The organism is Streptomyces diastatochromogenes (genome assembly GCF_002242805.1).
GTDB classification, from domain to species: domain Bacteria; phylum Actinomycetota; class Actinomycetes; order Streptomycetales; family Streptomycetaceae; genus Streptomyces; species Streptomyces diastatochromogenes.
This window is the reverse complement of sequence record NZ_MCGQ01000020.1, coordinates 408,168-426,393: the sequence shown is the minus strand read 5'-3', so window position 1 is coordinate 426,393 and position 18,226 is coordinate 408,168. Positions and strand designations below refer to the sequence as shown.

Below are 18,226 nucleotides of genomic sequence, written 5' to 3'. Positions count from 1 at the left end.
GAGCATAGCCGGACGAGGCCGTGTCTCCGATCGGGTATCGAGGACGCGGCCGCGTCAGGAGGGTGAAGGTTACTTTTCGACCGGTTCGGGGGAGCGGGTGGCGTGGGTCGGGGCGAGGAACCAGTGGCGGGCCGAGGCCAGCCACCAGGTGGCGGCGAAGCCCAGGACGACCAGGACGGCGACCGGGGCGTAGTTGAAGGTCTTCCAGGTGACCGGGGAGACCTGGGGGAGCATGAAGAGGATGGTGATCAGCGCGACCCAGGTGACGGAGACGATGCCGATGGGGACGGACCAGCGGCCCAGGTGCCAGGGGCCGCGTTCGAAGGCGTCGCCCTTGCGGACGCGCAGGAGGGTCGGGATGACGTAGGCGATGTAGAGGCCGATCACCGCGATCGAGGTCACCGCCGTGTAGGCCGTGGAGTTGATGAGGTAGGGGAGGCCGAGGGCCAGGGCGGCGAGCGCGGCCAGCCAGACCGCTGCCACGGGGGTGCGGGTGCGGGGGCTGACCGTGTGCCAGATGTGCGAGAAGGGCAGCGCGCCGTCGCGGGAGAAGGCGTAGATCATGCGGCTGTTGGCGGTGACCGAGGCCATGCCGCAGAAGAGCTGGGCGCCGATCACGACCAGGAGCAGGAGCTTGCCCGTGGTCGCGCCCAGTGCGTCCAGGAGGATCTGGGCGGGGGGTGCGCCGGTCGGGGACGTCAGCTCCTTGCCGTAGGACTGGATGGCGAAGGTGAAGCCCAGGAGGAGGACGAAGCCGGCTATCCAGGACGTCCAGATCGAGCGGACGATGCCCTTCGGGCCCGCCGTGGACGCGTCGTGGGTCTCCTCCGTCATGTGGGCGGAGGCGTCGTAGCCCGTGAAGGTGTACTGGGCCATGAGGAGGCCCAGTAGGACGACGTAGACCCCGTTGCCCCAGCCCGTCTCGTTGACGAACTTCGTGAACACGAAGGACGCCGACTGGTGGTGGTCGGGGACGAACGCCAGGGCGCCGACGATGACCGCGACCCCGAGGACGTGCCACCAGACGCTCACGCTGTTCAGGAACGCGACGATCCGGACGCCGAAGGTGTTCAGCAGGCCGTGCAGGATCAGGATGGCCGCGAAGAGCAGGACCGTGCGGCCCGGGGTGACCTCGAAGCCGAACTGGAGGTTCAGGTAGGCGCCGAGGAAGGACGCCGCGCCGAAGTCGATGCCCGCCGTCACCGCCACCTGGCCGAGCACGTTGAACCAGCCCGTGAACCACGCCCAGGCCGCCGCCGAGCGCGGGGGCGCGAGGCGGTGGGCCCAGAAGTAGAGGCCCGCCGAGGTGGGGTAGGCGGAGCAGATCTCGGCCATCGAGAGGCCCACGAACAGGGTCATCAGGCCGACCGCCACCCAGCCCCAGGTGATCACCGCGGGGCCGCCGGTGATCATGCCGAAGAGGTAGAGGGTCAGGCAGCCGGAGAGGACCGAGATGATCGTGAAGGACACGGCGTAGTTCGAGAACGCCGACATACGGCGGGCGAGGACCTGGGTGTAGCCGAGCTGGGCCAGTCGTTCCTCGTCCGAGAGCCCGGCCGCTCCACTGCTCGCTCTTGCGTCATCTGTCATGTCCCCAGCGATTCCCTCGCAGGCTCCGTGACATGCGTCACAGGGGTCTCGCTCTAGCGTGGTTTCCGGATCCGTGGCCGCCGAGCTCCACCCCCGTCGTCCGGCGGCCACGGATTCCCTGGTCACACCGGGCACAGGCATGCCGCTCCCGCGCGCTCCGCTCCCGGTTCCTCCACCGAAGAGCCCCGAAGACCCGGGCCCGGCATGCACGGAAACCGCCGCTCACGGCCGCAGACGTCAGGAAGTACGGATGAACACACGCGTGGATCTGCTCACCAAGGAATTCCCGCCCGCCGTCTACGGCGGCGCGGGCGTGCACGTCACCGAGCTGTCCCGGCAGCTGCGCACCCTGGTCGATCTGCGGGTGCGCTGTTTCGGCGAACCCCGCCCCGATCCAGGGGTGTTCGCGTACCCGGAACCCCGGCTGGCGGACGGAGCGAACGCCGCGCTGCGCACCCTCGCCGCGAACGTCGCGATGAGTGCCGCGTGCGAGGGGGCGGACCTGGTGCACAGCCACACCTGGTACGCGAACGCCGCGGGGCATCTGGCCCGGACCGTGTACGGCGTCCCGCACGTGGTGACCACGCACAGCCTGGAGCCCCTGCGGCCGTGGAAGGAGGAGCAGTTGGGCGGCGGATACCGGCTGTCCTCCCTGGTGGAACGTACGGCCGTGACGGCGGCGGACGCCGTGATCGCCGTGTCGCAGGGGATGCGCGAGGACGTCCTGCGCGTCTACCCGGACGTCGACCCCGAGCGGGTGCACGTCGTGCACAACGGCATCGACACCGAGGCGCACCGGCCCGATACGGGTACGGCCGCACTGGAGCGGTACGGCGTCGACCCCGAGCGCCCGCTCGTGCTCTTCGTGGGACGGGTGACCCGGCAGAAGGGGCTGCCCCAGCTGCTGCGCGCCGCCTTCGAGATCGATCCTGCGGCCCAGCTGGTGCTGTGCTGCGGGCAGCCGGACACGCCCGAGATCGCGGCGGAGACGGCCGCGCTCGTCGACGAGCTGCGGCGGAGCAGAGGGGGTGTCGTCCGCATCGACGGCATGCTGGACGCCGTCTCGCTGCGCCAGCTGCTGACGCACGCCTCCGTGTTCGTCTGCCCTTCGCTGTACGAGCCGATGGGCATCGTCAACCTGGAGGCGATGGCCTGCGGTACGGCCGTGGTGGCCACCGCCACCGGGGGGATACCCGAGGTGGTCGCGGACGGTGTCACGGGGCTGCTGGTGCCGATCGAGCAGGAACAGGACGGCACGGGCACCCCGCTGGACGAGAAGCGCTTCGCCGCCGACTTCGCCGCGGCGGTGAACCGGCTGCTGGCCGAGCCGGCGCTCGCCCGCGCGATGGGCGAGGCGGGGCGGGTGCGGGCCCGGGAGCACTTCTCCTGGCGGGCTGCCGCCGAGCGGGTGCTGGACGTCTACCGCCGGGTGCTGGCGTGAGGGGCCGGAGAGCGCCTGCCGTTTCATGACGTCGAGGACGGGGTCCCGCCGGTGGTGGGGCCCCGTCCTCGTCCTCTGTGTCCGCGGCTCTCCGCGGTAGCTGTTCGCGTCAGCCGCGCGCGGCGAGGTCCTCCTTGATGAAGTCCGCGGCGCGCTCGCCGATCATGACGGCCGTGGTGTGGGTGTGGGCCGAGACGATCGACGGCATGACCGAGGCGTCGGCCACCCGCAGCCCCTCGATCCCGCGCACCCGCAACCGGGCGTCCACCACGGAGAGTTCGTCGATGCCCATCTTGCAGGTGCCCGAGTAGTGGTGGAACGAGCCGGTGTTGTGCGCCACCCAGTCCCGCAGCTCGGCGCGGGTCTGGACATCCGGTCCGGGCGCGACCTCGCGGACGCCCCACTGGCTGGTGAACGCCTTGGAGCGGAACACCTCACGGGCGATCTCGGTGATGTCGGTGGCCCGCTCCAGGTCGGCCCGCTCCCCGTAGAAGTTGGGGTTGACCCGGGGCCGTACCGTCGGGTCGGCACTGGCCAGTCGTATCCAGCCGCGCGAGAGCGGGCGGATCACGGCTGGCAGCATGATGACCAGCCGCGGATCCACCTCGTCCTGCACCGAGACCGACGAGGTGCTGCCCGTGCGCTTCCACTCCATGAGCTTCTCGATCAGCTTCTCGCCCCACGGCGCGCGCGGCAGGAACCACAGCTCCATGTCCGGGGCGGGCAGGCCGGGCTGTGAACCCCAGTAGAGCGCGGGCTCGTTGATAACGCCCTCGGCGGGACCGGGCTTGTCCATGTAGCCGGTGGGCCCGATGACCAGCGGGTGGTTCTGGTAGTTCTCGCCGACACCGGGCAGGTCGGCGACGACGTCGATGCCGAAGGAGGTCAGCTGCTTGGGGTCGCCGATGCCGGACAGCAGCAGCAGCTTGGGCGACTCGATGGCGCCCGAGCTGACCACGACCTCCCGCTCGGCCCGTACGGTCTTGCGCTCGCCCTCGTGGAGGTACTCCACGCCGACGCACCGGGTCCCCTCGAACAGCAGCCGGGTCGCGGTCGAGTCGGCCCGCACGGTGAGGTTCGTGCGCGCGCGGGCGGGATCGTAGTAGGCGGTGCGGACGCCGTTGCGCTTGCCGTCCCGGAGGTCCAGGTGGTGCCAGCCGACCCCGAAGCGGTCCACGTTGACGTCCGCGACCTCGGGGTAGCCGAGTTCGACGCAGCCGTCGACGAACGCCTGGGAGACGGGGTTGCCCTCGTCCCCGGTGTTGACGACGTTGATCGGGCCGCCCTGCCCGGCCGTCGGGTTGGTGCCGTCCTCCTGGTTCTCGATCCGCTGGAAGTACGGCAGCACGTCCTTGGCGGACCAGCCGGCGGCACCCTGGTAGGCCCAGGTGTCGTAGTCGGCGTCAGGACCCCGGTTGTGGATCATGTGGTAGATGTTCGAGCTGCCGCCCACTCCGCGACCGGCCGCCGAGTAGACCGTCTCGCCGCCGAGAGCGGGCTGCGGCTCGGTGAGGTAGGACCAGTCGAACTCGCTCAAATTGGTCTGGGACCACAGTTCGGGTACTTCGAGCAGGCGGTCGTCCTTGGCGCTGCCGGCCTCGATGACCAGCACGGAGACGTCCTCCAGCTCGCTGAGCCGGGTGGCCGTCACCAGACCGGCGGTTCCGCCGCCGACGACGACGAAGTCGTAGGTCTCGGTCATGGCTGTCCTCTCCCTGGTTGCCTGGTGGATGGTTCGCATGGGCCGCGCCGCCCGCTCAGGCGCCGGCCTCGATCAGGTCCGCCGCCTTCTCGCCGATCATCACCACGGCGGCGTTGGTGTTGCCCGTGGTGATGGCCGGCATGACGGAGGCGTCGGCGATCCGCAGTCCGTCCACCCCGTGCACCCGCAGCCGGGCGTCGACCACGGAGCCGCCGTCCACGCCCATGCGGCAGGTGCCGACCGGGTGCCAGACGGTGGAGGCGGACTCGCGGACGTAGCGGGCGAGTTCACCGGGGGAGGTGACGTCCACGCCCGGGGCGAGTTCCCGGCCGCGGAACGGGGTCAGGGCCCGGGTGTGGGCCAGCTCGCGGGCCAGCGTGATGCCCCGGACCAGGACCTCCAGGTCCTCCTCGGCCTCCAGGTAGTGCGGGTCGACCACGGGCGGCGCGAGGACGTCGGCCGAGGCCAGCGTGACCGTGCCCCGGCTGCGCGGCCGGGCGAGGATGGGGGCGAAGGTGAAGCCGGGCGCGTCCGTCTTGTAGCGCTCGTCGACGAACTGCACCGGCCCGAAGAAGTACTGCAGGTCCGGTGCGTCGTCCTCGCCGGCGGGCCGTGCCGTGGTGAACAGACCGGCCTCGGCGAGGAGTTCGGGGACGGGCAGCTCCCGCGGGCTCTCGTAGGCGACCCCGAACAGCAGGTGGTCCTGCAGGTTCTGGCCCACCCCCGGCAGATCGACGACCGGGTCGATGCCGTGGCCGCGCAGCTCGGCGGCGGGGCCGATCCCGGAGAGCAGGAGCAGCCGCGGCGTGGCCAGCGCGCCCGCCGACAGCACGACCTCGGCCGTGGCGGCCGCGATGTGCCGCTCGCCGTCGCGCAGGTACTCGACGCCGGCCGCGCGGCCGCCCCGCAGCACCAGCCGGGTCGCCGTCGCGCCCGTGACGACGGTCAGGCGGGGATCGCCCAGCACCGGGTGCAGATAGGCGACCGCGGTGCTGGCCCGGCGGTCGTCCTTGGTGCGCGTGGACTGGTAGAAGAACGCGGTGTTCTCCTGGCGTTCGGCGTTGTAGTCGCCCGGGCCGTCGAAACCGAGTTCGCCGGCGGCGGCCACGAAGGCACGGGACACCTCGGCGGGCCGCGCGTACGGCACGACCGAGAGGGGACCGTCCGCGCCCCGGTACCGGGAGCCGCCCTCCTCGTACGACTCGGACCTGCGGAAGTACGGCAGGACGTCCTCGTACCCCCACCCCTCGTTGCCGAGGTCCCGCCAGCCGTCGAAGTCACGGCGGTTGCCGCGCACGTACATCATCGCGTTGACGGAGCTGCCGCCGCCGAGCATCCTGCCCTGCGGGACGGGAATCGTCCGGCCGCCCAGACCGGCCTGCGGGACCGTCTCGTAGCCCCAGACCGTCCCCTGCGGCCCCCACAGGGAGACCATCGAGGGGATGTCAGTGCGGTGCACGGCCTCGGCGTCGTCCGCGCCGCCCGCCTCCAGCAGCAGGATCCGGGCATCGGTCCGCTGCAGCAGCCGTGCGGCCACGACGCATCCGGCGGAGCCGGCGCCCACCACGACGTAGTCGTAACTCTCCTCGTTCTGCATGGGGGCTCCTTACGGCAGCTGCGGCGTCTCCGTGAACGTGGGCAGCAGCTTGGTCTCCTGGAAACTCGGAATGAGGTCGACCACCAGGTATTCCAGGTAGTACTTGCCCCACATCGTCTGCCACAGCGGGAACGTGCCGTCGAAGTTCTCGCCGCGCACTCCGGCGAGCTTCGCCTCCAGGTCCCAGATCAGATCGTCGAACTCCTGGTTGCTGAAGGGGAATCCGAAGGATTCCGCGGCCTGGAGCACCTCGTCCTTGCTGCGGTACTTGAGGGAATCCAGCAGGTCCGGTCGCACGGCTACCGTGCGCAGAAACTCGATCACGTTCTTGCTGCTCATCGGAGTGCGGCTCCGTTCGTCTCGGCGAGGGTGCGCAGTTCGTCGTCGGTGTGCCGGGCGACCACCCGGTCCAGCAGGTAGCCGAGGTGGGTCTGGCCCCACATCGCGCGCCACAGCGAGCTGTTGCCGTCCACCGGCTCCGCGTCCTTCTCGATGATCACGCCCATTTCCAGCTGGGAGACGACCTCGGCCATCTCCTCGGGGGTGAACTCGAATCCCTCGTTCTTGGCGTGGAAGACCAGCTGGCTCAGATTGCGCGACTCGTACGCGGCACGCTTCGCCGGATCGTCCCGGGCGGCCAGGAGGAATTTCACGAAACTCTGCTGGGACATGTGCGCCCTCCGCTGGAAAACTCCGGTGCGCACGGAATGTGCGCCGGAATGAGCCTGGCCGGAAAGGGTGCTTGTCCGCAAAAGTCGGGACGAGACTTCCTGAATTACCGGTCCGTCGCGGGGTCGCCCGCGGATTTCCGGGCGCTTCTGGGCAGGCGCGGCAGATGCACGAAGAGGACCCGCCGGCCGGTGGAGACGATCCAGTACTCGAAGGCGTTGAGACCGACCAGCACCAGGGCCACCAGGACGCCGGTGACGAACAGCGGCAGACGGGGGGCGAGCGGGACCAGCGCGAGGCAGAGCAGGGCCGCGGAGAACCGGCTCACTCCGGCCGCGCCGAACATGCGCCAGCGCGAGTAGCAGAAGCCGAACAGGTACAGCGCGGCGCCCGGGGCGAGCAGCAGCCCGGGCAGGCCGTGCGGGGGCTCGAACGGGTCGACGCACAGCTTCTTCAGGCCGACCGCCACGCAGATGATGGCGGTGACGTAGATGAAGTGGCCGTAGTTGAAGACGTCCCGGACGATGCGGGCCTGGACCGGGTCGGTGCGCAGGCTGTGCCGCACCGCGGCGGCGCCGAAGTGGAAGTAGCTCCACCACAGACCGAGGATCACCACGAAGCTCACCGCGAGCGAGGCGAGCTGCGCGGCGCCGAGCGGGCTGCCGGAGACCTTCGTGCCGACCGACATCACGGTCTCGCCGAGCGCCATGATGATGACCAGGCCGAAGCGTTCCGGCAGGTGGGAGGTCTCGAACCGCATCCGGTCCAGCCGGTGACCCAGCAGCACCGGTACGGCCACCTCCAGCACGGCCGCGCCGGCCCACGCCAGGGTGCGGGCCGGTTCCGGGAGCAGTCCGCCGGCCAGGAACACCGGGCAGACGACCAGCAGGTTGATGCCGAAGGGCTCCACCCGCAGGTCGCCGAAGAGCGGCAGCCGCCGCATCCCGGCCCACAGCAGCAGCCGCATGGCGACGTAGCAGAGCGGGAACAGCAGTCCGTGCCCGCCGTAGGCGTGCGGCACCGCCACCGTCATGGCGAGACCGCAGGCCCCGAGGGCGAAGAGCAGGAAGCGGCCCGAGGGCCGGTCCAGCGCCTCGCCCGCGGAGTTGCCGACCAGGGTGGCGCTGGTCCAGCCCCACCAGAGCGGGACCAGCAGTACCAGGGTGCGCAGCAGCTCCATCGGGCCGCCCGCGGTGCCCAGGCTCGTGGCGATCTGCGTCAGCGCGAACACCCAGACCAGGTCGAAGAACAACTCGGCCCAGGTGACGCGCTGTTCGGCGCCCTGCTCCGCCGGACCCGCGTCCTCGGTGCCGGCGATGTCCACGTCCGCGTCCGGGTGGTAGGCGGAGTCCCGGTCGTCCGTCTCCACGCTCATGAGGGTCTCAGTCGGCCTTCAGCTCGGGCGGGTAGAGGAAGTAGTTGGCCGCCGACGCCGCCTGCGCGCCCTCGTGGACGGCCGCCGTGACCTGGTGGGAGTGCAGGGCGGTGAGGTCGCCGGCCGCGTAGACGCCGGGCACGGAGGTCTTCTGCTCGGAGTCGACCTGCACGTAACCGCTGGCCGCGAGCCCGACGCCGAGCTGCCGGGCGAGCCCGGTCTCCGGGGTGGCGCCCTGGATGGAGAACAGCGCGTCCAGCTCCAGCCGGAGGCCACGGCGGGTGAGCACCGCGGAGAGCAGGCCGTCCTCGCCCTCGACCTCCTTGATCCGGTCGTGCACCACGGGGATCCCGGCCCGCTCCAGCCGCCGCCGGAACTTGGGGCTGATCTCGTCGCTGCGGCTGTTGGTCAGCAGCCGCACCCGGTCGGTGAGGCTGTGCAGCTGCATGGCCTCGCCCGCGGCCGCGTCGGTGTGGCCGACCACCAGGATGCTCCGGCCCCGGTTCTCGTACCCGTCACAGGTGATGCACCAGAACATCGAGCGTCCGACGTACGACTCCCAGCCCTCGAAGTGGGGGAAGTGGTCGAGCACTCCGGTGGCCAGCAGCAGCGACCGGGCCTGCCAGGAGTGGCCCTGGGAGCGGACGGTGAAGCCCTCCACCGCGTTGCCCTCGGCCTGGGTGATCAGGTGGTGCACCACCCGGGCGTTGGGGTAGCGGGAGAGCTGCTCCAGGCCCAGCTTGCGCAGGTCGACGGTCGGGATGCCCGACGGGAATCCCAGGTAGTTGTGGTTGGTCTGGTGGTGGGTCGAACGGCCGTGGCCGGTGTCGAAGACCAGGACCTCGCGGTTGTAGCGGGCCAGGTAGAGCGCCGCGGACAGACCGGCCGGGCCTCCCCCGACGACGATGGTGTCGACCGGCTGCCCGGCCTCGGACCCTGTGCTGGCGGGCGTTGCCAAGTCCCCTCCCTGAATGGTTCCGTTCCGGCGGCCGACGCTAACCGGGGGGTGCGGAAGGGGCCCAACGATCCGGGCGGACAATCTGAAGTCGGGCCGGGCGGCGGACCTCAGATAGCCCGAGCGGATTTCTTGCCGGTGCCCGGCGGCCCCGGATTGAGTCGTGAACTCCCCATGTCCACCTGCTTCTAGGCGGGAGCTCTCATGCGCGCGAGTGTCATTCACGGCCACCGGGACGTCCGGGTCGAGGAGGTTCCCGACCCTCGGCTCCGCTATCCCACCGACGCCCTGGTGCGGGTCACGCACGCCTGTGTGTGTGGCAGCGATCTGCTGGGCTACCGCAATCCGGCGCCGCGCCCGCAAAGCCAGCGCACGGGCCACGAGTTCATCGGCGTGGTCCAGGCGGTCGGCTCCGCGGTCACCACCCTGCGCGAGGGCGACCGGGTCATCGCGCCGTTCACCTGGTCCGACGGCGTCTGTCCGCACTGTGTCGCGGGGCTGCACACCTCCTGTGTGCGCGGCGGCTTCTTCGGCCAGCCCGGTTCCGACGGCGCGCACGGCGAGGCGGTCCGGGTGCCCTTCGCGGACGGGACGCTGGTGACGGTGCCCGAGGACGCCGAGGCCCCGCCGACCGCGCTGCTCGCCCTGTGCGACGTGATGGGCACCGGCCACCACGCGGCGCTGTGCGCCAAGGTGCGGCCTGGAGCGACGGTGGCCGTCGTCGGTGACGGTGCGGTCGGGCTGTGCGGGGTGCTGGCCGCCCGGCGGCTCGGTGCGGAGCGGGTCATCGTGCTCAGCAGCCACCCGGACCGGGCCGCGGTCGCCCGGCGGTTCGGGGCGAGCGACATCGTGACCGGACGCGGCGAGGCCGCCGTGGAGTCGGTACGGGAGCTGACCCGGGGGCTCGGCGCCGAGGCCGTGCTGGGCGCCGCGGGCACCGGCGAGGCCCTGCACACCGCGCTGGGCATCGCGCGCGACGGCGGCGCGGTGGGCTTCGTCGGGGTGCCGCGCGACGGCAACGAGGGCATCGACTTCCGGCAGATGTTCCGGCGCAACGTCGCGCTGAGCGGGGGCGTGGCCCCGGTCCGCGCCCACATCCCCGAGCTGCTGGCCGACGTGGTCGCCGGCCGGCTCGACCCCTCCCCGGTCTTCGACCTCACCGTCAAGCTGGACGGGGTGCCGGAGGGCTTCCGGGCGATGAACGAGCGACGGGCCATCAAGACGCTGATCGAGTTCTGATGCGGGTCGGGGGCTGATCGGGCGCCATGAGCGCGGCGGGCCCGGTCACGCCTCAGGCCCGGCCAGACCGCGGGCCCGGCGCTGATCGAGGTCCGTTCCGGCGCCACGACCACCGAGGGCCGGTCGCGCGGCGGGCCCGGCCACACCGCGGGCCCGGCAACACCAAAGGCCCGGCGCTGATCGAGCTCTGATCCGGCGCCACGACCGCCGCGGGTCCAGCCACGCGGCGGGTTGGTCACGCGGCAAGCCCGGTCCACACCACAGGCCCGGCAACACCAAAGGCCCGGCGCTGATCGAGGTCCGATCCGGCGCCACGACCGCCGAGGGCCCCGTCACGCGGCGGGCCCATTCAGACCAGCGGGCCCGGCCAGATCCGCAGGCCCGGTCCGCACCACAAGCCCGGTCACACCACAGCCCGGTCACACCGCAAGCCCGGTCACCAGCAACGCCATTGGCCGGCAACACCACAGGCCCGGTCACCGGCAGCGCCGGTGGCCGGGCCTGTCGCCGTCGTGGGCGGCCGCAGGGCTCAGCGGAAGTCGGGACCGTGGGTGCGGGTTCGCTTCAGTTCGCTGAAGCCGGGCGTGGCGGAGACCAGGACCACCCCGTCCCACAGGCTGCCCGCCGCCTCGCCCCGCGGAGTCGGGGTGACGACCGGGCCGAAGAACGCCACCTGCCGGCCACCCTCGTCAGCACCCTCCAGCGCGATGACGGGCGTGCCGACGTCGTCGCCGACCAGCGCCACCGCCGCCCGGTGGGACTGGCGCAGCGCGTTGTCGTGCTTGAGGAGGGTGAGGTGGTCGGCGAGGGAGAGCGGCAGCCCGACCTCGGCCAGTGCGTCCTCCACCACCTCCCGGTTCTGGGGCAGGCCACGCTGGTGGAAGCGGCTGCCGAGGGCGGTGTAGAGCGGACCGACCAGCTCGGCGCCGTACTCCTGCTGTGCCGCGGCGCAGACCCGGGCCGGGCCCTGTGCGTCGAGCAGCATCTGCTGGTAGGCGCGGGGCAGCCGCGGGTTCTCCTGCAGGATGGCGAGGCTCATCACATGCCAGCGGGTCCACACCGGCCGGACCTGCTCGACCTCCAGGATCCAGCGCGAGGTCATCCAGGACCAGGGACAGATCGGGTCGAACCAGAAGTCGACGGTACGCGGCTCAGTCGTGTTCATGTTCTCCTCCGGGGCGCGACGGATGGCGCGCGGGGGCGGGCCGGGGGGCAACGACCGCCGCGCCGGGCACCGCGCGGGACGTCGGGCGGAACGTCCCGTGCGGTAGCCGGCGACGGCGGTCCGCCCAGGTCAGGACTGGGACGTCGGAGTACGGCCGGGCAGCAGGGCGAGGGCTCCGAGCGTGGCCAGCACCGCGAAGCCGGCCGAGCCGAACAGCGCCGTGCGGTAGCCCTCGGTCAGCGCCGCGGGCAGCGCGCTGCCGTCGCCGACGGCGTCCGCGGTGGCGGAGCCGGCGACCGTGACCAGGATGGCGAGGCCGAGGGCGGCGCCGACCTGGTTGGCGGTGTTGAACAGGCCGGAGGCGAGGCCGGCCTCCTCCTCGGTGGCCTCGGCGGTCGCGGCGACCGTGGCGCACACCCAGACGGTGCCGCCGCCCAGGCCGGTGAGCACCTCGGGCCCGAACTGCTCGACGAAGAAGGCGCCCTGGTCGATCTGGGTGGCCCACAGCGTGCCGGCGACCACCAGCAGGGTGCCGATGATCGTGGTGCCGCGCAGGCCGAGCTTGGGCAGGACGCGGCCCACGTTGGTGGCGGCGACGACGACGCACAGGGCGAGCGGCACCAGCGCCAGACCGGACTTCAGCGGCGAGAAACCGCGCACCAGCTGGGTGTAGAGGGTCAGGAAGAAGATGGCGGGGATGACGGCCATCGGGATCAGCCCGCCCACGAGGTTGGCGCCGCGCAGCGTCTTCTTGCGGAAGATGCCCAGCGGGACCAGGGGCTGCCTGAGGCGCGACTCCAGCACCACGAAGCCGACGAGCAGCACCAGCGCCAGCCCGCCGAGTCCGAGCGTGCGGCCGGAGGTCCAGCCCACCTTCTCCGCCTCGACCAGGACGTAGACGAGCAGCGCCAGGCCACCGGTGCTGAGGACGGCACCGGTGAGGTCGAAGCCGCCGGAGGACCGGGCCTCGGCGCGGTCGGCCGGGAGCAGCTTGCCCGCGAGGAGGATCGCGCCGAGGGCGATGGGGACGTTGACGTAGAAGACGGCGGACCAGCCGAACCAGTCGGTGAGCAGACCGCCGAGGATCATGCCCGCGGCGCCGCCCGCGCCGGAGACCGCGCCGTAGACGCCCAGGGCCTTGTTGCGCTGCTGCTGCTCCTCCTCGGTGCCGTTCGGGAAGACCGTCATCAGCAGGGACAGCGCGGCGGGCGCGGCGAACGCGGACGCCAGACCCTGCAGGGAGCGCGCGGCGATCATGATGGCGGGCGAGCCGGCCAGCGCGCCGAGCAGCGAGGCCGCGGCGAACAGCAGCAGGCTGGCGGCGAACAGCTTGCGGCGGCCCACCAGGTCGGCCAGCCGGCCGCCGAGCATCAGGAAGCCGCCGAACAGGAGCAGGTAGGCGTTGGTCACCCAGGACAGGTCGGCCTGGGAGAAGCCGAGATCCTTGCCGAGCGAGGGCAGCGCCACCGCGACGATGGTGGAGTCCAGGACGAGCATGAACTGGACCGCGACGAGTAGTGCCAGTGCCGCGCCAGGGCGCCGGACCACCGGGTTGAGCGAAGTCTCAGTGACCGCTGGAGCGGACATGAGAGTAACCCCCAGAGTTGAGTAGGTGAGCGAAGCGGCAACCGAAAGTAGCCACGGCCCCCGGGGTGGGGGCAAAGAATGCGTCCCGACAACTTGAAGTCGGCTTGTTGCGGACGGGACTTGGGGCGCCTGCGCCCCTCAGATGTCCCCGGCGAGTTCCAGTTCCGCGTGGACCGCGCCGAGGCAGCGGTTCATGACGATGCTGAGCCCGCCGGACTCGGCGATCTCGTGGGCCCGGTCGGAGACGATGCCCAGCTGCAGCCAGAGGGCACGGGCCCCGATGGCCACGGCGTCCCGGGCCACGTCCGGTGTCTCGGGCGCCGGCCTGAAGACGTCGACGATATCGATGGGTTCGCCGATGTCGAGGAGCGAGGGGACGGCGGGCACGCCGAGCACCTCGCTGTGGTGCGGGTTGACCGGGATGACCCGGAAGCCCTTGCGCTGGAGGTAGGCGGGTATCTCGTGCGCGGACTTGCCGGGCTCGGCCGAGGCACCCACCACGGCGATCGTGCGCGCCCCGCTCAGGATGTGCCGGTACTCGTCCCACAGGCGTTCGGTCATGAGGTCCTTCCGTTCTCGTGTCGGGCGGGCGGTGCGGTGGCGGGTTCCACGGCCGGCCGCAGCGGCCGCAGCCAGACGACGCCGAGCGGCGGAAGGGTGATCTCGGTGCTCCACTCGACGCCCTGCCAGGGACGGGAACGTGCGGTCAGCGGGCCGGAGTTGACCACGCCGGAGCCGCCGTAGCGAGCGGCGTCGGTGTTGAGGATCTCCGTCCACTCGCCGCCCGCAGGCAGACCGATGCGGTAGCCGTGGCGCACGGTGGGCTGGAAGTGGTACACGCACACCAGGGGGCTGCCGTCGGTGTCGTAGCGGACGAAGGAGTAGACGTTGTCGTCGGTGGCGTCGGCGTCCAGCCAGCGGAAGCCCGCGGGGTCGGCGTCCAGGCTCCACAGGGCGGGCAGCCCGAGATAGTGCGCGTTGAGGTCGCGCACCAGGTCCCGTACCCCCGTGTGCGCGGGCTCGGCCAGTTCCGCCCAGTCCAGGCCGCGTTCGTGCGACCACTCGCTCTCCTGGGCGAACTCCTGCCCCATGAACAGCAGTTGCTTGCCGGGGAAGCCCCACATGAAGGCCAGGCAGGCCCGCACGTTGGCGAACTTCTGCCAGCGGTCGCCGGGCATCCGGCCGAACAACGAGCCCTTGCCGTGCACGACCTCGTCGTGGCTGATGGGCAGCAGGTGGTGCTCGGCGTACGCGTAGACCATCGGGAAGGTCAGCGCGTGGTGGTGGTACGAGCGGTGCACCGGGTCCCTGCCCAGATAGGACAGGGAGTCGTGCATCCAGCCCATGTTCCACTTGAGCCCGAAGCCCAGCCCGCCGAGGTCGGTGCGCCGGGTCACGCCGTCCCAGGCCGTGGACTCCTCGGCGATGGTGGTCACGCCGGGGCAGCAGCGGTGGACGGCGGCGTTCATCTCCTGCAGGAACTCCACGGCCTCCAGGTGCTCCCGGCCGCCGTACGCGTTGGGCAGCCAGCCGCCGTCGGGGCGGGAGTAGTCGAGGTAGAGCATCGAGGCGACGGCGTCCACCCGCAGGCCGTCGATGTGGAACTCCCGGCACCAGTACAGGGCGTTGGCCACCAGGAAGTTGCGTACCTGGTCGCGGCCGTAGTCGAAGACGAGGGTGCCCCAGTCGGGGTGTTCGCCGCGGCGCGGGTCGGGGTGCTCGTACAGGGCGGTGCCGTCGAACCGGGCCAGCGCCCAGTCGTCCTTCGGGAAGTGCGCCGGCACCCAGTCGACGATCACGCCGATGCCCGCCCGGTGCAGGGCGTCGACGAGGAACCGGAAGTCGTCGGGGGTGCCGAGCGCGGACATGGGCGCGTAGTACGAGGTGACCTGGTAGCCCCAGGAGCCGCCGAAGGGGTGCTCGGCGACGGGCAGGAACTCCACGTGGGTGAAGCCCAGCGCCTTGAGGTAGCCGGGGAGTTCGGCGGCCAGCTGACGGTAGGTGCGGCCGGGCCGCCAGGAGCCCAGGTGCAGCTCGTACACGCTCATCGGCGCCCGCTGGGCCGGCCGCCGGCCGCGCTCGGCCATCCAGGCGGCGTCGTTCCAGCGGTGCCGGGAGGTGAACACCACCGACGCGGTGCCGGGGGCGGGCTCCGCCGACCGGGCCAGCGGATCCGCCTTGTGCCGCCAGACCCCGTCGTGCGCGAGGATCTCGTACTTGTAGCGGCAGCCGTCGCCGACGCCCGGCACGAACAGCTCCCACACGCCCGAGGCGCCGAGCGAGCGCATGGGGTGCCCGGTGCCGTCCCAGTGGTTGAAGTCGCCGACCACCCGGACCGCGCGGGCGTTCGGCGCCCAGACCGCGAACGACGTACCGGAGACGGACTGGTGCTCACGGACGTCGGCCCCGAGGACCGTCCACAGCCGTTCGTGCCTGCCCTCGGCGATCAGATGCAGGTCGAGATCCCCGGGCACGGGTGCGAACCGGTACGGGTCGTCCGTCTCGAACTCGCCCTGCGGATAGCGCACCCGCAGCCGGTACTCGGGGATGCCCGGGCCGGGCAGCGTCCCGGAGAAGACACCGCCGCCCTCGTGGGCCAGTTCGGCCAGGACACCGCCCGCCGGGTCCACGGCCCACACGGCCCGCGCGAGCGGCTTGAGGACGCGCAGGGTGACGCCGCCGGGTCCCGGGTGCGGGCCGAGCAGGCTGTGCGGATCGCTGGACTCGCCGGTGGTCAGGCGCCTGAGGTCGGTGGCGGACAGCCGGGCGGGGGCGGTCCGGACGGGGTGCGCGGTTGCTACCGGGTTCACGAGAGGGCCGTCCTGTCCGTGATGATGTGGGCGACCTGGTGCCGCGGGTCGAGGCGTACGTAGTTCTCACGGCCCCAGCGGTAGGTCTCGCCGGTCAGCGCGTCGTGCGCGTCGAAGGGCTCGGCGCGGTCGAGGCCGAGGGCGGGCAGGTCGAGGAAGACCGTCGCCTCCCGCACGCTGTGCGGGTCCAGGTTGAGCACGACCAGGACCCAGTCGTCCCCGGCGCGCTTGGAGAAGCAGACGACCGCGTCGTTGTCCACGCGGTGGAAGCGCAGGTTGCGCAGCCGGCGCAGGGCGGGGTGGGCCCGGCGCAGCCGGTTGAGGGCGGTGATCAGCGGGACGAGGGTGTCGCCGGCCGCCTCGGCCGCCTTCCAGTCGCGGGGCCGGTACTGGTACTTCTCCGAGTCCAGGTACTCCTCGCTGCCGGGTCCGGCGGGCACGTTCTCGTACAGCTCGTAGCCCGAGTAGACCCCCCAGGTGGGGGCGGCCGTCGCCGCGAGGACGGCGCGGACGGCGAAGGCAGCGCGGCCGCCGTACTGCAGGAAGGCGTTGAGGATGTCCGGGGTGTTCACGAAGAGGTTGGGCCGCAGGTAGGCCGCGCTCTCCTCGCCGCCGAGACCGGCGAGTTCGGCGAGGTAGGACTCGACCTCCTCCTTGGAGTTGCGCCAGGTGAAGTAGGTGTACGACTGGTGGAAGCCGACCCGGGCCAGGCTGTGCATCATGGCCGGCCGGGTGAACGCCTCGGCCAGGAAGATCACGTCCGGGTCGGTGCGGTGCACCGCCTCGATGAGCCGCTCCCAGAACCAGACGGGCTTGGTGTGCGGGTTGTCCACGCGGAAGATGCGCACCCCGTGCGCCATCCAGTGGTGCAGGATGCGCAGACACTCCGTGTACAGCCCGTCGGGGTCGGCGTCGAAGTCGAGCGGGTAGATGTCCTGGTACTTCTTCGGCGGGTTCTCGGCGTAGGCGATCGACCCGTCGAGCCGGCGGCGGAACCAGTTGGGGTGCTCGGTGACCCAGGGGTGGTCGGGCGAGCACTGCAGCGCGAAGTCGAGCGCCACCTCAAGGCCCAGCTCGCCGGCCCGGGCGACGAAGTGGTCGAAGTCGTCCAGCGTGCCCAGGTCCGGGTGGACGCTGTCGTGGCCGCCGGCCGGTGAGCCGATCGCCCAGGGCGATCCCGGGTCGTGCGGGCCCGCGGAGAGGGTGTTGCCTGGACCCTTGCGGTGGGTGGTGCCGATCGGATGGACCGGGGGCAGGTACACCACGTCGAAGCCCATCTCGGCGATGGCCTCCAGCCGTTCCGCCGCGGTGCGCAGGGTCCCGGAGCGCGCCGGCTCCAGCACCCCCTCGGTGTTCACCGTGGCCGGCACCGCTCCCTCCGAGCGCGGGAAGAACTCGTACCAGGACCCGAACAGCGCGCGCTCGCGGTCCACCCGCAGCGGCAGTTCCTCGGAGGAGGTCAGCAGTTCGCGCAGCGGGCGGGCGGCCAGCAGGGCGGCCGGTTCCGGGTCGAGCACGGCGGCGAGCCGGTCGTCGGGGCCGAGCGTGTCGTCCAGGAGCCGGGCCCGGGCCGCGGTGAGCACGCGGCGGGCCCGCTCCGGGTCGGCGGCCGGGGCGTCGGGTCCCGTCCCGCCGGGGATGCCCGGCAGCCGGTCGAGCACCCGCTGCAGCAGCTCCGCCCCCTCCCGCAGGACCGGTTCCACGTCGATCCGGGCCGGGATCTTGATCTGCGCGATGTGCCGCCAGGTGGCGACCGGATCGGCCCAGGCCTCGACCCGGTACGTCCACTCGCCCTCCCGGTCGGCCGCGACCAGGGCCGTGTACCGGTCGGTGCCCGGCGCGAGCAGCCGCATCGGCGTCCAGGGGCCGGGCGCGCCGTCCGGGTCGGTCAGTACGACGTTCGCGGCGACCGCGTCGTGGCCCTCCTTGAAGACGGTGGCGGACACCTCGAACAGCTCGCCGGGTACGGCGCGGGCGGGGCGGCGGCCCGCGTCCACCTGAGGGCGCAGGTCCCGCACGGGGATCCGGCCGACGGTGGGCACCAGCCGGCGGGCCTCGGGCTTGCCTTGCATGTTCATGCCTCCTGGCACGGAAGA

General features: G+C 71.8%; 14 protein-coding genes. 2 read left to right on the top strand and 12 right to left on the bottom strand.

The annotated features are described in order from the left end of the window. Positions 1 to 69: 69 nt before the first annotated feature. Positions 70 to 1,590, bottom strand: a complete 1,521-nt coding sequence (locus BEK98_RS24955) for an amino acid permease (RefSeq protein ID WP_094218867.1) — start codon at positions 1,588 to 1,590, stop codon at positions 70 to 72. Positions 1,591 to 1,840: 250 nt separating this feature from the next. Between BEK98_RS24955 and glgA the strand changes: the two genes are divergently transcribed. After that, a complete protein-coding gene (gene glgA, locus BEK98_RS24950) occupies positions 1,841 to 3,031 on the top strand; it encodes a glycogen synthase (protein WP_094218866.1) in 1,191 nt (396 codons plus the stop codon). A 109-nt stretch (positions 3,032 to 3,140) separates the two neighbouring features. On the opposite strand, the gene BEK98_RS24945 is transcribed toward glgA, so the two are convergent. The 6 genes from BEK98_RS24945 to BEK98_RS24920 form a co-directional block, all read right to left on the bottom strand. Beyond that, positions 3,141 to 4,733 carry a GMC family oxidoreductase gene (locus BEK98_RS24945; RefSeq protein ID WP_094218865.1) on the bottom strand — a complete coding sequence of 531 codons (1,593 nt, stop codon included), beginning with the start codon at positions 4,731 to 4,733 and terminating at the stop codon, positions 3,141 to 3,143. 55 nt (positions 4,734 to 4,788) lie between these two features. Continuing rightward, the gene (locus BEK98_RS24940) at positions 4,789 to 6,330 is read right to left on the bottom strand and encodes a GMC family oxidoreductase (RefSeq protein ID WP_094218864.1); all 1,542 of its coding nucleotides are present in this window, start codon (positions 6,328 to 6,330) and stop codon (positions 4,789 to 4,791) included. A 9-nt stretch (positions 6,331 to 6,339) separates the two neighbouring features. Beyond that, the gene (locus BEK98_RS24935; protein ID WP_094218863.1) at positions 6,340 to 6,669 is read right to left on the bottom strand and encodes a Nif11-like leader peptide family natural product precursor; all 330 of its coding nucleotides are present in this window, start codon (positions 6,667 to 6,669) and stop codon (positions 6,340 to 6,342) included. Then, complete coding sequence (locus tag BEK98_RS24930) at positions 6,666 to 7,001, bottom strand: Nif11-like leader peptide family natural product precursor (RefSeq protein WP_094218862.1); 336 nt, start codon at positions 6,999 to 7,001, stop codon at positions 6,666 to 6,668. The genes BEK98_RS24935 and BEK98_RS24930 overlap by 4 nt, the downstream gene beginning before the upstream one ends. A gap of 104 nt (positions 7,002 to 7,105) precedes the next feature. After that, the gene (locus tag BEK98_RS24925) at positions 7,106 to 8,374 is read right to left on the bottom strand and encodes a low temperature requirement protein A (protein WP_094218861.1); all 1,269 of its coding nucleotides are present in this window, start codon (positions 8,372 to 8,374) and stop codon (positions 7,106 to 7,108) included. A 7-nt stretch (positions 8,375 to 8,381) separates the two neighbouring features. Further along, positions 8,382 to 9,332, bottom strand: coding sequence for an NAD(P)/FAD-dependent oxidoreductase (locus BEK98_RS24920; RefSeq protein ID WP_167444255.1), 951 nt, complete (start codon positions 9,330 to 9,332; stop codon positions 8,382 to 8,384). Positions 9,333 to 9,533: 201 nt separating this feature from the next. Here BEK98_RS24920 and BEK98_RS24915 point away from each other — a divergent pair, with 201 nt between their 5' ends. Next, positions 9,534 to 10,568, top strand: a complete 1,035-nt coding sequence (locus tag BEK98_RS24915) for a zinc-binding dehydrogenase (RefSeq protein WP_094218860.1) — start codon at positions 9,534 to 9,536, stop codon at positions 10,566 to 10,568. A 529-nt stretch (positions 10,569 to 11,097) separates the two neighbouring features. Here the strand turns inward: BEK98_RS24915 and BEK98_RS24910 are convergent. The 5 genes from BEK98_RS24910 to BEK98_RS24890 all read right to left on the bottom strand — a co-directional run bounded on the left by BEK98_RS24910 (position 11,098) and on the right by BEK98_RS24890 (position 18,208). Next, positions 11,098 to 11,733 (bottom strand): mycothiol-dependent nitroreductase Rv2466c family protein, encoded by a 636-nt coding sequence (locus BEK98_RS24910; protein ID WP_094218859.1) that lies wholly within the window; start codon positions 11,731 to 11,733, stop codon positions 11,098 to 11,100. Positions 11,734 to 11,862: 129 nt separating this feature from the next. Further along, positions 11,863 to 13,320 (bottom strand): MFS transporter, encoded by a 1,458-nt coding sequence (locus BEK98_RS24905; protein WP_094218858.1) that lies wholly within the window; start codon positions 13,318 to 13,320, stop codon positions 11,863 to 11,865. Positions 13,321 to 13,458: 138 nt separating this feature from the next. After that, positions 13,459 to 13,881 carry a CoA-binding protein gene (locus BEK98_RS24900; RefSeq protein ID WP_094218857.1) on the bottom strand — a complete coding sequence of 141 codons (423 nt, stop codon included), beginning with the start codon at positions 13,879 to 13,881 and terminating at the stop codon, positions 13,459 to 13,461. After that, positions 13,878 to 16,130, bottom strand: a complete 2,253-nt coding sequence (glgB, locus tag BEK98_RS24895; RefSeq protein WP_094218856.1) for a 1,4-alpha-glucan branching protein GlgB — start codon at positions 16,128 to 16,130, stop codon at positions 13,878 to 13,880. The genes BEK98_RS24900 and glgB overlap by 4 nt, the downstream gene beginning before the upstream one ends. Further along, positions 16,127 to 18,208, bottom strand: coding sequence for an alpha-1,4-glucan--maltose-1-phosphate maltosyltransferase (locus BEK98_RS24890; protein WP_167444254.1), 2,082 nt, complete (start codon positions 18,206 to 18,208; stop codon positions 16,127 to 16,129). Before BEK98_RS24890 ends, glgB begins: the two co-directional genes overlap by 4 nt. Positions 18,209 to 18,226 lie beyond the last annotated feature (18 nt).